This is a genomic window from Streptomyces sp. YIM 130001, from assembly GCF_003574445.1.
In the GTDB taxonomy this organism is placed as follows: Bacteria; Actinomycetota; Actinomycetes; order Streptomycetales; family Streptomycetaceae; genus Streptomyces.
The window spans coordinates 190139-204113 of the sequence record NZ_KZ984563.1 but is presented as its reverse complement, the minus strand read 5'-3'; the positions used below and the strand labels follow the sequence as shown (position 1 = coordinate 204113).

Genomic DNA, 13975 nt, shown 5'->3' with positions numbered 1-13975 from the left:
TGGAGCGGTCGAAGCGACGAGGGTGCGGGCGGGCGGCGAGCTCTCGCACCGGTCAAGGAGGACGTCGATGGCACAGCAGGCCGGACGGGGTGCCGTGCCCCCGCGCAGGCGCGATGCCCGGCGCAACCGGGACCTGCTGGTCGCCGCAGCGCGAGAGGTCTTCGGTTCGGAGGGTCTCGAGGCGCCGTTCGATGTGATCGCGCGGCGCGCAGGCGTGGGCAATGCGACGCTCTACCGCCACTTCCCGGACCGTGCCGCCCTGATCGACGCGGTGTTCAAGGACTCGCTCGCCGGGGTGACGGAGGCGGGGGAGGAGGCGCGCCGGGCCCCGGACGCGTGGTCGGGACTCGCGGGCTACCTGGACGCGGTGTTCACCGTCCTGGCCGGCGACCGCGGGACCAACGATCTGATGACCACGCGGCTGCGGGGCATCGATTCCCTCGAAGCGGTGCACGTCCACAACGCCGCCACTCTCGACGCTCTGCTCGCACGGGGCCGCGCGGAGGGGGCGGTGCGCGACGACGTGACCACCGAGGACGTCCTGTTCTCCCTCGCGGCCGTCGGCCGTGCCGTCCCCGCCCTGGTCGCGGCGGCCGGCCCCACCTCCTGGCGTCGCCCCCTGGCCCTGTTCCTCGCCGGCCTCCGCGCGGCTCCCGCCGGCCCGGACCTCCCGGGCCCACCGCTCACGGCACCCCAACTCGCCGAGAGTTTGGGCGAATTGGGGCCGCATCGTGCGACGTCGCCGGCTGCTTCCACACCTCGACGCACCGGCTCCTGACCCCAGCCGCCCGCCGGTCGCGGTTCTAGGCTGCCGACATGGACGCGGACGCAGTCACGAGTGAGGGCGGGGACACCGGCATGGACGTGCACGAGTTTCTGGCGCAGCCGCTGGTCGCCCGGGTGGCTGCCGCCGGTCCCTCGGTACGTCCGGTCTGGTACCTCTGGGAGGAGGGAGCCTTCTGGTGGCTGACCGGCTCGTACTCCCGGCTGGGGCGGATCCTCGAGAGCGCTCCCCGTGTGGCCCTGGTCGTGGACGTCTGTGAGCCCGCCGCGGGCCGCGTCCTGTCGGTCACCTGCCGGGGGGCGGCGCAGGTCGTCCCGTTGGAACGGGCAAGGGCCGAACGGAAGTTGGGTCGCTACCTCGGGCCGCGGAGCAGGTGGCCGGCGCGGTTCACCGCGGCGCTGGACGACCCGGCGACCCGGATGGTCCGCCTGGAACCCGCGAGCCCGCCGAAGCTGCGCGACCTCTCCTGGTGACCGACTGCGGACCCTGTCGTCGGGCAAGCCGCACAGGGCAGTGGCAGACTGCGGCGGATGCTGATCGACGACCTTCCCGGAGACCTGACGGCGCGGCGTCCTCGCGAGGAGGACCACCCCCGGGTGCTCGGCGTACTCGACACATGGTGGGGCGGCCTGAAAGGTCCCGCGGGTGCGCAGGAGCGGGCGCTGCTGCTGCCTCGGCTCTACTTCCAGCACTTCACCGCCACCAGCTTTCTGGCCGAGCGCGAGGACGGCCGGATCGCCGCCTTCCTGGTCGGCTTTCTCTCGCAGTCCGACCGGGAGGCCGCCTACGTGCACTTCGTGGGCGTCGACCCCGAACTGCACGGGCGCGGCATCGGGCGGGCCCTCTACCGCGCCTTCTTCGCTCTCGTCCTGCAGCACGACCGCAGGTACGTGCACTGCATCACCAGCCCGCAGAACACCGCGTCGAGAGCCTTCCACGCCCGCCTCGGCTTCACGGTGTCGCCCGTGAAGCCGGACTACGACGGCCCGGGGCTGGACCGCGTGGCCTTCACGCTCGATCTCTCCGGGCCGGAGCGTTAGCCGAGTCCCGTCACCGCCTGCACAGCAGCTCACCGTGCAGGACCGAGAACCAGCCGTCCGCCGCCGCTCCCCATGCTCGCCAGGCCTCCGCGATCGTGTCGAGGTCGGCGGTCGTGGCATGCCCGCCGTCCACCGCGCGCCGGGCGTACGAGGAGAGTCGGGTGCGGTCGGCCCACAGACCGCTCCACCAGGCTCGCTCGTCCGCTGTGGCGAAGCACCAGGTCGACGAGCCGGCCGTGATGTCCGTGAACCCGGCTTCGACCGCCCAGGACTTGAGCCGTCGCCCGGCGTCCGGCTCGCCGCCCGAGGCCCGCGCGACCCGCTCGTACAGATCGAGCCAGGCGTCCAGACCGGGCGGGTTCGGGTACCAGGCCATCGCCGCGTAGTCCGAATCGCGTACGGCGACCAGGCCGCCGGGCCGGGCCACCCGGCGCATCTCCCGAAGCGCCTGCACCGGGTCGCCCACGTGCTGCAGCACCTGGTGGGCATGGACGACGTCGAACGACTCGTCCGCATACGGCAGTTGGTGGACGTCCGCGGCACCGAAGGTGACGTTCCCGACGCCTCGCTCCGCCGCTGTCGCACGTGCCTGGTCGAGGACGTCAGGGGCGTACTCGACACCGGTGACGTGGCCGTCCGGGACGAGCGCGGCGAGGTCCGCGGTGATCGTGCCGGGACCGCAGCCGACGTCGAGAACCGTGGCGTCGGGCCGCAGTTCGGCGAGCAGGTACGCCGCGGAGTTGTCCGCGGTGCGCCAGGTGTGGGAGCGCAGTACCGACTCGTGGTGCCCGTGTGTGTACTCGGCGGTCTCCTGAGGCATGGCGGTCTCCGTCGATCGTTGGTCCGCCGGACCACCATGGCCCGGTCGTGCGACGAACCGTACGCCGGATACTCGCATTGTGAGATACGAATCTTAATATGTGGTCAACCGGTGGTGGGCGGGGTCCCGGTGCGGGCCCGCGGGGAATTGGTTTGCCCCGCTCGCGGCCGCCCTTGACAATGCGTAACCATGGGACATCTGGAAGCCGCGCACCTCGAGTACTACCTGCCGGACGGGAGGCCGCTGCTCGGCGACATCTCGTTCCGGGTGGGTGAAGGCGCGGTGGTCGCCCTGGTCGGGCCGAACGGCGCGGGCAAGACGACCCTCCTGCGGCTGATCGCGGGTGACCTGCAGCCGCACGGCGGCACGGTGACCGTCGGCGGCGGGCTCGGCGTGATGCCTCAGTTCGTCGGTTCCGTGCGGGACGAGAGCACGGTGCGGGACCTGCTCGTCTCGGTGGCGCCGCCCCGTATCCGGCAGGCCGCCGAGGCCGTCGACGCCGCCGAGCACCTGATCATGACGGTCGACGACGAGTCCGCCCAGCTCAAGTACGCCCAGGCGCTTGCCGATTGGGCCGAGGTCCGGGGGTACGAGGCGGAGACGCTCTGGGACATGTGCACCATGGCCGCCCTCGGTGTGCCGTACGAGAAGGCCCAGTGGCGCGAGGTGCGCACCCTCAGCGGTGGTGAACAGAAGCGGCTGGTCCTGGAGTCGCTGCTGCGCGGCACGGACGAGGTGCTGCTGCTCGACGAACCGGACAACTACCTGGATGTGCCCGGGAAGCGCTGGCTCGAGGAACGGCTGCGGGAGAGCCGCAAGACGGTCCTGTTCGTCTCGCACGACCGGGAGCTCCTGGCGCGGGTGGCGGAGAAGATCGTCAGCGTGGAGCCCAGCCCGGCCGGATCCGATGTCTGGGTGCACGGCGGCGGCTTCGCGACGTACCACGAGGCGCGACAGGAGCGGTTCGACCGCTTCGAGGAGCTGCGGCGGCGCTGGGACGAGAAGCACGCACAGCTCAAGAAGCTGGTCCTCGACATGCAGCAGTACGCCAAGCGCAGCGACGAGATGGCGTCTCGCTATCAGGCGGCGAAGACCAGGCTCAGGAAGTTCGAGGAGGCCGGCCCGCCGCCGGAGCCGCCGCGAAAGCAGGAGATCACCATGCGACTGCACGGCGGCCGCACCGGCGTGCGCGCGGTCACCTGCAGGCAACTCGAGCTCACCGGCCTGATGAAACCCTTCGACCTGGAGGTCTTCTACGGCGAGCGGGTCGCGGTCCTCGGGTCCAACGGCTCGGGGAAGTCCCACTTCCTGCGCCTCCTCGCGGGCGACGAGGTCGGACACACCGGCGACTGGAAGCTCGGCGCGCGGGTGGTGCCCGGTCACTTCGCACAGACCCACGCCCACCCCGAACTGTTCGGCCGCACCCTGCTCGACATCCTGTGGCGCGAGCACGCTCAGGACCGTGGCGCCGCGATGTCCCGGCTGCGGCGCTACGAGCTCACCGGGCAGGCCGAGCAGCGTTTCGACCGCCTCTCCGGCGGCCAGCAGGCGCGCTTCCAGATCCTGCTGCTCGAGCTGGCGGGCTGTACGGCGCTGCTCCTCGACGAGCCCACGGACAACCTCGACCTGGAGTCGGCCGAGGCGCTGCAGGAAGGGCTGGAAGCCTTCCAGGGCACGGTGCTTGCGGTGACGCACGACCGCTGGTTCGCCCGCTCCTTCGACCGGTATCTGGTGTTCGGCAGCGATGGGCGGGTCCGGGAGTCCGACGGTCCGGTGTGGGACGAACGCAGAGTCGTGCGGGAGCGGTGAGGCGTAGCAGGCGCTCGGCGGTCAGTCGCCGGTGCCTGCCGACGTGAGCCGGTTGATCGCGTCCACCGTGAGGGCGCGGTCGTGCGGCTCGGTGTCGAGGGCACGGTGGATCTGCAAGCCCTCGATGAGACCGTCGAGTTGACGTGCCGTCATGGGGTCGAAGTGCAGCCCGAGCGCCTGCCGGCTGCGGCTCATCCACTCCCGGGTCAGCTCGCGGAACGCCGGCCGGCGTGCGGCGAGTGTGTACAGCTCGTGGGTGAGCACCAGTTCGCGGCGGCTCTCGCTGGTCCCGGGATGGATGAGGCCGACCACCGCCTCGCGGGCCTCGGGCAGGTCGCGCGCCGCACCGAGGCGTTCGTCGAAGCGTGCGGCGATGGTGCCCGCGAAGCGGGAGAACGCCTCCCGCAGCAGCTCGTCCATGCTCTGGAAGTGGTACGTCATCGAGCCGAGGGGTACGCCCGCACGGGCGGCCACCTTGCGGTGCGAGGTGCCGGCCACGCCCTCGTCGGCGATCAGGTCGAGTGCCGCCTCGATGATCCGCTCCCGCCGGTCGGGGTCCACGCGTCCGGTCGCCATGCGTCCTCCAGGTCTCTCGACGTGTCTCTCGATGAATCTCTCAGCCGATCCCGACACGTCTCGGTAGGTGTCCCCGCGTCGTCACGCAGGGGTGGACGGCGGCCCCACCGAGCGGATCACGCGCGCGGGACTGCCCACCGCCACCACACCGGCCGGAACGTCCTTGGTGACGACGGACCCCGCCCCGATGACGCTGTCGTCGCCGATGGTCACACCGGGGAGGACGATGGCTCCGCCGCCCAGCCACACATTGTCACCGATCGTGATCGGCAGCGCGGCCTCCAGCTTGTCCCTGCGCTGCTGCGGGTCCAACGGGTGGGTGGGAGTGAGGAGTTGGACGTTCGGCCCGATCTGGCAGTCGCGCCCGATCCTGATCGGCGCGACATCGAGCGCGGTGAGTGAGGAGTTGACGAACGTACCTGCGCCGACGGTGATGTACGTGCCGTAGTCGACGTGGAGCGGCGGTCTGACGACGGCGCCCTCGCCGAGCTCGCCGAGCAGCTCCGCGAGGATCGGCCGGGCGCCGTCCGGGTCCTGCGTGAACGCCTGCTGGAACTCGGCGCTCAACCGCACCGCACGCTGTGCCTGCCGGGCGATGTCCGGGTCGTCGGCGATGTAGAGATCTCCGGCGAGCATGCGCTCGTGGTTGGTGCGGGCGTCTCCGGCGAAGTAGTCGGTCACGCGGACGAGCCTACCGTCGGCAGGTGTACGACCGTACGTTTGATGTGATTGCCGACCTGTTCAGCCCTGGTCCGGCGGCGGGGGCGGGGCGGGTGCCCCGGCGGGCGGCGCCACCTTGCGGTACGTACGCGGGCCGTCCTCGACATCGGCCGGGCCCCGGGCGTCCGCCGGCTCCTCACGGGGCATGACCGCGTCCCGGCGCGCGCCCGGGTCCCAGCCGGTGTCGACGACCCGCTTCTGCATCACGATCGCGCCGGCGAGCACGACCGCGCCGACGAGCAGCATCAGCAGCACGGCGCCCACCTCGCCGGCCTTCGCCGCATTGCCGACCAGGATGCCGAACCAGCCGAAGTCCGCGTCGCCGAAGGTGGTGTTCTCGTCGCCGAAGGCACCGAGCACCTTCAGGAGCAGCGCGGGCAGGAACGTGATCAGCACACCGTTGAGGAACGCACCCACCGCCGCACCCCGGCGGCCGCCCGTCGCGTTGCCGTAGACCCCGGCCGCACCACCGGTGAAGAAGTGCGGTACAAGCCCGGGCAGTACCAGCGCGAGCCCGAAGGCCGGCTCGAAGATCCAGGTCAGCAGGCCGAGACTGATGAGCCCGCCGATGAAGCTGCAGATGAAGCCGATGAGTACCGCGTTCTGTGCGTACGGGAAGACGATCGGCGCGTCCAGGGACGGCACCGCACCCGGCACCACCTTGCGCGCGATGCCCTGGAAGGCGGGCACCAGTTCGCCGAGGATCGTACGGACACCGAAGAGGATCACCGCCACCGCGATGCCGAACTGCAGACCCTGCATCACCGACTGCATCAGGTAGTTGCCGAGGTCCGTGGCCGCTGTACCGCCGTCGACCGCGAAGGCCTTGAACGCCGCGTCCTCGCCGACCTTGATGACGAACAGCACGGCCATGATCAGGTAGATCAGCAGCATCGACAGGGCGGTCGCCACCATGGAGTCGCGCAGGAAACGCAACCCCTCCGGCAGGTTCATCTCCTCGGTCGACTTGCTGCGCTTGCCGACCAACTGCCCTGCCGCGCCTGCCGTGATGTAGCCGGCGGTGCCGAAGTGGCCGATGGCCACGGTGTTGTTGCCGGTGACACGCTTGGTCCACGGGTGCGCGAAGGCCGGCATGGCGACCAGCATGATGCCGAGCAGCACGCCGCCGACCAGCACTACGACCACCGACGACTGCCCCGCGGTGGCCAGCACCATCGTCAACAGCGTGGCCATGAAAAGCATGTGATGGCCGGTCAGGAACACGTAGCGCAGAGGCGTGAACCGCGCGAGCAGCAGGCTCACGGCGAAGCCGACGATCATCAGCCAGGCCACCCGGGAGCCGTACTCGGCCTGGGCGATGCCCACGATCGCCTCGTTGGTGGGGATCACGCCGTGGGCGCCGGTGGCACCCTGGATCATCTCGCCGAGCGGTGCGAGCGACTCGACGACGATCCCCGAGCCCGCGCCGATCAGCAGGAAGCCGAGCGTCGCCTTGATCGCGCCGCCGATGACCTGACCCGCCGACTTGCGCAGGGCGATCAGGCCCACCGCGGTGATCAGGCCGATCAGGTACGCGGGCTCGCTCAGGATCTCGTTGACGAGAAACTTCGCGAAGGTCACCAGCCAGTCCATCGTCTCTCCAACCCGTCCTACACGTCGTAGGTGTCCCTGAGTACCGCGTCCGTCTCGGTGGTGCTGGTGAAGTCCGTGACGACCTTGACCGGGACGCCCACGTCGCCGAGGGTGCGGGCGATCTCCCGCGAGGTCAGGATCGCGACCGCCTCGGACGCCTTGCCCTTGGCCGAGATGGTGTCCGTCGCCTCGACCGTCACGTACTTCGACCAGCCCCAGCGGTCCAGGACCTGCTCGAGGGTGTTCTTGAGGAAGAGGCTGGTGCCCACGCCGTTGCCGCAGACGGTCAGGATCTTGTGCATGCCGTGCGTGGCGGACGCGGGCGCCTTCGCCGCCGGCGCGGCCGGGGCGGCGTCCTGCGGCTCGTCGGCGGGCCGCGCGCCCTCCTGCTCCAGGAGTACGGCCCGCACGGCCTCCGGGGTGGCCGCGGTGCGCAGCGCCTCGGACTTAGTGGGGTCGCCGAGCAGCCGGGCCAGTGCGCCCATCGCGGAGGTGTGCGCCGCGGAGTCCTGGGCCGCGAGGGCGACCACCAGATCGACCGGATCGTTCGACTCGTGCCCGAACTCCACCGGTTCGGCGAGGCGCACCCAGGACATCCCGGTGCGCAGTACCGCGGGGGACGGTCTGGCGTGGGCGAAGGCGAAGCCCGGGGCCACCACGATGTACGGGCCGTTCTCCTCGACGTTGCGGATCATCTCCGCGGTGTACTCCGGGGTGCAGGCGCCGGTGTCCTCCATCAGGCCGCCCGCGGCGCGGACCGCGTCGCGCCAGTCCCCGGCCCGGACGTCCAGACGTATCGCCTCGGTGGGGAGTAGCTCAGTCAGCTGTGCCATGGGCGGGATCCTCGCACAGGACGCGAGGTGCGGCCCGGTGGGGGAGGAGCGAGGCTGGGGGTGTCCACTGGCGCCTGGACGGCACCCCGTTGTCCTGGGTACGCGCCGCGTTCCCGGGTACCTGCGGAACGGATACGAACGACGTGGGAAGGGCCAGCCATGAGCGGAGTCGACCCGAAGAGCCTGGACACACAGCAACTCCTCAAGGAGCTGGAGACGATCCACCGCACCCGCCACGACACCCTGCTGCACGGTTCGGACGACGCGCTGCGCGCCCACAACGTACGGATGTCGGATCTGGAGGGCGAGTATCTGCGTCGCTATCCGCGCCGTCCCGTGGCCAACGGCCGGACGCGCGACGGCGCCCGCGCGAGAGGAGAGTGAAGGGCATGGCACACGACGAACTCCTCGGCCTGCACGCCGCGGCACTCGACCTCTTCGCCGACCGGGTGCACCGGGTCGGCGAAGACCAGTGGGGCGCGTCGACGCCCTGCACCGAATGGTCGGTCCGCGACCTCGTCCAGCACCTCACCGCGGAACAGCTCTGGGTACCGCCGCTGGTCCGCGACGGCGCCACGATGGCGGAGGTGGGTGACGTCTTCGACGCAGACGTGGTCGGCGGAGATCCGGCGACCGCCTTCGACACCGCGGCGCAGGCGGCGCGCGAGGCGTTCCGCGAACCGGGCGCACTGGACCGCACCGTGAACCTCTCCTACGGCGATACGCCCTGCGCCGACTACTGCGCCCAGATGGTGACCGACCTGGTGGTGCACAGCTGGGACCTGTCGCGCGGGATCGGGGCGGACGAACAGCTGCCGGACGAACTGGTCGCCCACGCGGTCCGCGAGGTTGCCCCGTACGCGTCCGAGCTCGCCGCGAGCGGGGTCTTCGGCCCGCCCGTGAAGCCTCCGGCGGGCGCGGACGAGCAGACGAAACTGCTCGCCCAGCTCGGCCGACGGGTCTGACGCGGTCCGGCGCGGTCCGGCGCGGCCTGACGACGCGGCCGGATCGGCCTCCGGCGTTCTGCGCCGCAGGGCCTCGGCGAGCGGCGCCCGGAGACTGCGTGCGCGCCCCGGCCGTCACCCGAGCGGGGGTGGGCGTAGCGCGAATGGTTCCCCGCCCCGCGCGCGGGGTGAAATGCCGGGTTTGTATGGCGTCGTGGCGCGGATTCCTGCGCCCGCACGCCACCGAAGGAGCCCGTCCCATGCGCATCGCTCGCGCTCTCGCCACCACCGCACTCGCGTCAGCGGCCGTGTTGGCCGCCGCCCCCACGGCCCTCGCGGACACCGCACAGGTCACGCCCGGCACCGTCCCGCCGGGCGGCACCGTCACCGTCTCGGTGTCCTGCGACGCGCCGACCAGCCCGGCGCCCGACACCATCACAGCCAACTCGCAGGCCTTCGAGCTCGGCTCCGTACAGCTCTCGCGCGTCCCGGGGGTCAACACCGGTGTGGCGGGGCCGGCGTACCGGGGCACCGCGAAGATCGCTTCGGCCGACAAGTTCACCAGCACCGGGCCGAACGCCACGGGGACGCGGTCCACCTGGAGCGTGGACGGAAACTGCCCCGGTGGCGGGCAGTGGAACGCGAGCTTCTCGGTTGCGGGCGGGAACAGCGGCTCGCAGTCGGCGTCCCCGACTCCGACCCAGCCCGCCGTGCGCGGAGGTGTGGGCGGGAGCTTCACGGATTCGGGGACCACGGTGATCATCGGCGGGGTGCTGGTCGCGTGCGCGATCGGGGCCACGTGCGTCGTGTTGCGGCGGCGCGGGGGCGGCGCTCGGTGACCCGTCGGGTCGGGGTGTCCAGGTGCGGGACCTCCCGGACGTGCCCTAGGTCCGCAAGGTCCTGCGGGCTTCGTCGGGGGACCCCGAGGGCGGCCTCGAGGTTTGCCGGGCGGGCTGGATGAGTATCGGACCTTGTGGTCGCTCGTCCGGTTCGCCGCTCGCCTGAGCCGGCTGTCACCGCATCGGCCGGGCGGGCCTCGTCCTCGGGCTCCCCGGACTTCCGCCGAGGGACCGGACCTCAGGGCGGGCCGGGTATGTGTGCCGGACGGGCTTGACAGCTGTGCAGGTCTGAGACCCCGGAGGTTCGGATGCGTGGACGTATCGCCCCCACGGGCCACGGACCCGTGCGCTATGCGTCGATCGGGCCGGAACCGGGACTGCCCGTCTTGGGCGAGCTGGCCGCTGTACTCGCTGCCGCGGCCGGCCGGGGTGACACCGAACCACCGGGCGGTGGGCGGGTGTTGCTCGATGCGGCGTGCGGTTACTGGGGGCGCAGAGGGCTGCCGACAGCGCGTGAAACCGTGGTGGCAGCCCCCGGCCCGCAGCCGCTGCTGCTCGCGCTCGCGGCGGCGGTCGGCGGGGACGTACTGCTGCCGCGACCGTGCCCCGCCTGGTGGGCGCCGCAGGTCCGCCTCCTCGGCAGACAGGCCTATTCCGTACCGACCCCCGCCGAGTGCGGGGGAGTTCCCGACCCGTACGCCCTTTTGGAGACCGTGCGACGAGTGCGTTCCGAAGGCGGTGATCCACGCCTGGTCGTGCTGTCCGTCGCGGACGATCCGACCGCCACCGTGCCACCGCCCGAGGTTTTGCACGACGCCCTGGAGGCCGCGCTCGGCGAGGGCCTCCACGTGGTGTCCGACGAGACCTGGCGCGACACGGTGCACCGCCCGCAGGAGACCGTCCTGATCAGCCCGGCCGAGATGCACCCGCACGACGTCACCGTGCTCAGCGGACTCTCCGGCGGGTATCTGCCCGCCGACTGGCCCGCCGGCGCCGCCCGCTTCCCGGCGACCGCGGACGGTGCCGTGCTGCGCTCCCGCACACTCGACGTCCTCACCGCGCTGGGCGCCTTCGTCGCCGCACCCGTCGCCGCCGCGGCCGCCCACGCGCTCGGCGAGCCCACCGGAATCTCCGAACGCCTCACCGCCGCAGTCCGCCTGCACGCCCGCGTCGCCGACGCCGTACACCAGGCCGTTCTCGCGGCGGGAGCCATGTCGAGGCCCCCGCAGACGGGCCGTCATCTCTACGTGGAAATGGGCCAGTTGAGTGCGTCGCTCGCCGCGCGCGGAGTCACCGACGCGATGGAACTCGAGGACCACCTCACCGAACGTCTCGGCATGCCCACCCCCGGTGGTCACCGTTTCGGCGACGAACTCGGGGCGCTGCGCGTGCGGTTGTCCACCGGACCGTTCCTCGGCGCCACCGGCGAGGAACGCCTGGCCGCGCTCGACGCCGCGGACCCTCTGGAACTTCCTTACGTGGCCGAGGCGTTGAGACTGGTCGCAACCGTCCTCGGCGACCTACGGGCCGACCGCGCACGAGGGGGGCCGCCTCGATGACCCGGCAGTCGGACCCGACGGCACACCAGTGCGGGCGGACCGGCCCCGCCCTCTCGACCGGTGCGCCGTCCGAGGCAGCGCCGCGTCTTCGGCCGCTCGGTGGCCGGCGCGCCTGGCCACGCAGTTTCGCGGACCGGCTCACCGCGCCGCTGCCCGGCATCAAGGCCGTCGCCCGGTTCGCCCGCGAGGGCGCGGTGCGGCCCGGACCCGGGGCCAGGAAGCAGATCCCCGACCTGCCGTTCGAGCCTGGCCCCCTGCCCGCCGCGGACGTCCGCACCATCGCCGCCACCTGGGTCGGGCACGCCAGTTGGGTGCTGCGGATCGGCGGACTCACGGTCCTCACCGACCCGGTCTGGTCCCGCCGCATCCTCGGCACCCCGCCACGCGTCACCCCGCCCGGCGTCGCCTGGCACGCGCTGCCCCCGGTCGACGCCGTGGTGATCAGCCACAACCACTACGACCACCTGGACGCCCCGACCCTGAAACGCCTGCCGCGCTCCACGCCGCTCTTCGTTCCCGCCGGACTCGGCCGCTGGTTCCGCCGTCGTCGGTTCAGCTGCGTGACCGAACTCGACTGGTGGGAGGCGGCCGAACTCCGGGGCGTCACGATCGAGTTCGTCCCCGCCCACCACTGGTCCAAGCGAAGCCTCACCGACACCTGCCGCAGCCTGTGGGGCGGCTGGATGCTGACCGCCGGCCGACGTCGCGTGTACTTCGCCGGGGACACCGGATACGGGCACTGGATGGGCGAGATCGGCAGCCGCCACCCCGGGATCGATCTCGCCCTGATGCCGATCGGGGCCTACGACCCGCGCTGGTGGCTGCGCGACGTGCACTGCGATCCGGAGGAAGCGGTGCGGGCGGTCGACGACCTCGGTGCGCACCGGATGGCGCCGATGCACTGGGCCACGTTCCTGCTGTCCGCCGAGCCGGTACTCGATCCGCTCCGCCGCGTACGGGCCGCCTGGCTGCGGTCCGGCCGCGCGCGCCACGACCTCTGGGACCTGCCGATCGGCGCCTCACGCGTCCTCGACGCCTGACGCATCCCGCCCGGCTCAGGCACGCACCTTGCGCCACAGGGCCGGAGCCGCGCTGATCACGACGGTCAGGACCACCGCCGCGAGCAGCCCCTCCCACGGCTCGGCGAACAGCGAACCGCCCAGGATCCCGATCAGCTGGTACGTCGCGGCCCAGGCCAGACAGGCCGGCACGTTCCCGCGGGCGAAGCGCCGCAGCGGCCACTGGGCGATCAGACAGGCCAGCATCACGGGGATACGGCCCGCCGGAACGAGTCGGGAGAGCACCAGGACCGTCACGCCGTGCTCGCGCAGCTTGCGCTGCGCCTGCTCGAGCCGGTCCTCCGGGGCGCGCTCGCGCAGCGCCTGCAGCCACTTGGAACCGTTCCGCGAGCGCATTCCGCGCCGGCCCAGCCAGTACAGCCCCGTGTCACCGAGGAAGGCGGCGAAAGCCGCGACCAGGAAGACCCCGAGCAGCGAGACCGGCGAGGTCTGATGCAGCGCCACCACGGCCGCCGAACTGACCACCGCACCCGTCGGCACCACCGGAACCAGCGCGCCGACCGCGACGAGCAGGAACAACGAGGGGTAGCCCACGGCCTGCTGCGTCGACTCCGGCAGCACCGTCACCGCCGAGAGCATCACCGAGCGACCTCCGGTCGCACACTCTCGCCGTGCTCGAGCAGGTGCACCGCGACCTCCGGCGTCCGCAGGGCCGCCTGCCGCACGAACTCCTGGCCCGGTGTGTGGAACTCGTACGGTCGCACCGCGTCCATGCCGATCGGCCAGTACGTGCCGTAGTGCACGGGCACCGCACTGCGCGGACCGATTCGGGCCAGCGCCTCCGCGGCCCGGCCGGCGTCCAGGTGTCCGTGACCGAGGTAGGGGCCCCAGCCGCCGACGGGCAGCAGCGCCACGTCCACCTCACCCACCGTCTCCGCCATCTCGTCGAAGAGGCCGGTGTCACCCGCGAAATAGGTACGGGCCTCGCCGCTCACCACGAAGCCGAGCGCGGGCGCCCGGTGCGGCCCCACGGGCAACCGCCGGCCGTCGTGCCGGGCGTGCACCACGCGAATCCGCACGTTGCCGGCCGGCACTTCGTCGCCCGGCTCGACCTCGACGATCCGCAGCCCGGTGAGCCGGCGCAGTCCCGGCACCAGCCCGGGCGCACCGCGCGGAACAAGCACCGTGGTGCCCGGGGCGAGCTGGGCGAGCGACGGCGGATGCAGATGGTCCGCGTGCAGATGCGAGACCAGGGCCACGTCCGCGGCTGCCGCCTCGGGCGGCGGCACGGCACCCCGGCGCCTGCGCAGATGCGCCAGCCGCCGGACGAAGAGCGGATCGGTGAGCAGCCGGGTGCCCGAGTCCTCGACCGTGCAGCTGGCATGGCCCCACCACGTGATCTCCACCGGCACCCACGGCCTCCCATCGCTCTCCCTACG

At 72.0% G+C, this 13975-nt stretch carries 16 protein-coding genes; 9 read left to right on the top strand and 7 right to left on the bottom strand.

Annotation, left to right across the window (positions count from 1 at the left end):
* Window positions 1-67 precede the first annotated feature (67 nt).
* From DSC45_RS26585 to DSC45_RS26575, 3 genes are read left to right on the top strand one after another with little or no spacing between them, the layout of a single operon-like run.
* Window positions 68-778: a TetR/AcrR family transcriptional regulator gene (locus tag DSC45_RS26585; protein ID WP_119294473.1), complete on the top strand. Its 711-nt coding sequence runs from the start codon at window positions 68-70 to the stop codon at window positions 776-778.
* Window positions 779-816: 38 nt separating this feature from the next.
* Complete coding sequence (locus DSC45_RS26580; protein WP_162929354.1) at window positions 817-1257, top strand: pyridoxamine 5'-phosphate oxidase family protein; 441 nt, start codon at window positions 817-819, stop codon at window positions 1255-1257.
* Window positions 1258-1314: 57 nt separating this feature from the next.
* A complete protein-coding gene (locus DSC45_RS26575) occupies window positions 1315-1824 on the top strand; it encodes a GNAT family N-acetyltransferase (RefSeq protein WP_119294472.1) in 510 nt (169 codons plus the stop codon).
* Window positions 1825-1834: 10 nt separating this feature from the next.
* Here DSC45_RS26575 and DSC45_RS26570 read toward each other — a convergent pair whose 3' ends face one another.
* Complete coding sequence (locus DSC45_RS26570) at window positions 1835-2644, bottom strand: class I SAM-dependent methyltransferase (RefSeq protein ID WP_119294471.1); 810 nt, start codon at window positions 2642-2644, stop codon at window positions 1835-1837.
* 189 nt (window positions 2645-2833) lie between these two features.
* Between DSC45_RS26570 and DSC45_RS26565 the strand changes: the two genes are divergently transcribed.
* Window positions 2834-4453, top strand: coding sequence for an ABC-F family ATP-binding cassette domain-containing protein (locus tag DSC45_RS26565; RefSeq protein ID WP_119294470.1), 1620 nt, complete (start codon window positions 2834-2836; stop codon window positions 4451-4453).
* Window positions 4454-4474: 21 nt separating this feature from the next.
* Here DSC45_RS26565 and DSC45_RS26560 read toward each other — a convergent pair whose 3' ends face one another.
* The 4 genes from DSC45_RS26560 to DSC45_RS26545 all read right to left on the bottom strand — a co-directional run bounded on the left by DSC45_RS26560 (window position 4475) and on the right by DSC45_RS26545 (window position 8175).
* Complete coding sequence (locus tag DSC45_RS26560; RefSeq protein WP_119294469.1) at window positions 4475-5029, bottom strand: TetR/AcrR family transcriptional regulator; 555 nt, start codon at window positions 5027-5029, stop codon at window positions 4475-4477.
* 81 nt (window positions 5030-5110) lie between these two features.
* Entirely contained in the window at window positions 5111-5710 is a 600-nt protein-coding gene (locus DSC45_RS26555) for a sugar O-acetyltransferase (protein ID WP_240434863.1), read from the bottom strand.
* 60 nt (window positions 5711-5770) lie between these two features.
* Window positions 5771-7342 (bottom strand): PTS ascorbate transporter subunit IIC, encoded by a 1572-nt coding sequence (locus DSC45_RS26550; protein WP_119294468.1) that lies wholly within the window; start codon window positions 7340-7342, stop codon window positions 5771-5773.
* A 17-nt stretch (window positions 7343-7359) separates the two neighbouring features.
* Window positions 7360-8175, bottom strand: a complete 816-nt coding sequence (locus DSC45_RS26545) for a PTS sugar transporter subunit IIAB (RefSeq protein ID WP_119294467.1) — start codon at window positions 8173-8175, stop codon at window positions 7360-7362.
* 159 nt (window positions 8176-8334) lie between these two features.
* Between DSC45_RS26545 and DSC45_RS26540 the strand changes: the two genes are divergently transcribed.
* The 5 genes from DSC45_RS26540 (at window position 8335) to DSC45_RS26520 (ending at window position 12557) form a co-directional block, all read left to right on the top strand.
* Window positions 8335-8559, top strand: coding sequence for a DUF6158 family protein (locus DSC45_RS26540; protein ID WP_119294466.1), 225 nt, complete (start codon window positions 8335-8337; stop codon window positions 8557-8559).
* A 5-nt stretch (window positions 8560-8564) separates the two neighbouring features.
* The gene (locus DSC45_RS26535; RefSeq protein WP_119294465.1) at window positions 8565-9140 is read left to right on the top strand and encodes a TIGR03086 family metal-binding protein; all 576 of its coding nucleotides are present in this window, start codon (window positions 8565-8567) and stop codon (window positions 9138-9140) included.
* 239 nt (window positions 9141-9379) lie between these two features.
* Entirely contained in the window at window positions 9380-9958 is a 579-nt protein-coding gene (locus DSC45_RS26530; RefSeq protein WP_119294464.1) for a hypothetical protein, read from the top strand.
* Window positions 9959-10266: 308 nt separating this feature from the next.
* Window positions 10267-11517 (top strand): aminotransferase class I/II-fold pyridoxal phosphate-dependent enzyme, encoded by a 1251-nt coding sequence (locus DSC45_RS26525; RefSeq protein ID WP_119294463.1) that lies wholly within the window; start codon window positions 10267-10269, stop codon window positions 11515-11517.
* Complete coding sequence (locus DSC45_RS26520; RefSeq protein ID WP_119294462.1) at window positions 11514-12557, top strand: MBL fold metallo-hydrolase; 1044 nt, start codon at window positions 11514-11516, stop codon at window positions 12555-12557. Before DSC45_RS26525 ends, DSC45_RS26520 begins: the two co-directional genes overlap by 4 nt.
* Window positions 12558-12572: 15 nt before the next feature.
* On the opposite strand, the gene DSC45_RS26515 is transcribed toward DSC45_RS26520, so the two are convergent.
* Both DSC45_RS26515 and DSC45_RS26510 read right to left on the bottom strand, forming a co-directional pair.
* A complete protein-coding gene (locus DSC45_RS26515) occupies window positions 12573-13175 on the bottom strand; it encodes a DedA family protein (RefSeq protein ID WP_119294461.1) in 603 nt (200 codons plus the stop codon).
* Window positions 13175-13948, bottom strand: coding sequence for an MBL fold metallo-hydrolase (locus DSC45_RS26510; protein WP_119294460.1), 774 nt, complete (start codon window positions 13946-13948; stop codon window positions 13175-13177). The genes DSC45_RS26515 and DSC45_RS26510 overlap by 1 nt, the downstream gene beginning before the upstream one ends.
* Window positions 13949-13975 lie beyond the last annotated feature (27 nt).

Bases quoted from the DNA above. Each gene is read 5' to 3' on its own strand.
- DSC45_RS26585 (WP_119294473.1), top strand. From the start codon at position 68: ATGGCACAGCAGGCCGGACGGGGTGCCGTGCCCCCGCGCAGGCGCGAT.
- DSC45_RS26580 (WP_162929354.1), top strand. From the start codon at position 817: ATGGACGCGGACGCAGTCACGAGTGAGGGCGGGGACACCGGCATGGAC.
- DSC45_RS26575 (WP_119294472.1), top strand. From the start codon at position 1,315: ATGCTGATCGACGACCTTCCCGGAGACCTGACGGCGCGGCGTCCTCGC.
- DSC45_RS26570 (WP_119294471.1), bottom strand. From the start codon at position 2,644: ATGCCTCAGGAGACCGCCGAGTACACACACGGGCACCACGAGTCGGTA.
- DSC45_RS26565 (WP_119294470.1), top strand. From the start codon at position 2,834: ATGGGACATCTGGAAGCCGCGCACCTCGAGTACTACCTGCCGGACGGG.
- DSC45_RS26560 (WP_119294469.1), bottom strand. From the start codon at position 5,029: ATGGCGACCGGACGCGTGGACCCCGACCGGCGGGAGCGGATCATCGAG.
- DSC45_RS26550 (WP_119294468.1), bottom strand. From the start codon at position 7,342: ATGGACTGGCTGGTGACCTTCGCGAAGTTTCTCGTCAACGAGATCCTG.
- DSC45_RS26545 (WP_119294467.1), bottom strand. From the start codon at position 8,175: ATGGCACAGCTGACTGAGCTACTCCCCACCGAGGCGATACGTCTGGAC.
- DSC45_RS26540 (WP_119294466.1), top strand. From the start codon at position 8,335: ATGAGCGGAGTCGACCCGAAGAGCCTGGACACACAGCAACTCCTCAAG.
- DSC45_RS26535 (WP_119294465.1), top strand. From the start codon at position 8,565: ATGGCACACGACGAACTCCTCGGCCTGCACGCCGCGGCACTCGACCTC.
- DSC45_RS26530 (WP_119294464.1), top strand. From the start codon at position 9,380: ATGCGCATCGCTCGCGCTCTCGCCACCACCGCACTCGCGTCAGCGGCC.
- DSC45_RS26525 (WP_119294463.1), top strand. From the start codon at position 10,267: ATGCGTGGACGTATCGCCCCCACGGGCCACGGACCCGTGCGCTATGCG.
- DSC45_RS26520 (WP_119294462.1), top strand. From the start codon at position 11,514: ATGACCCGGCAGTCGGACCCGACGGCACACCAGTGCGGGCGGACCGGC.
- DSC45_RS26515 (WP_119294461.1), bottom strand. From the start codon at position 13,175: ATGCTCTCGGCGGTGACGGTGCTGCCGGAGTCGACGCAGCAGGCCGTG.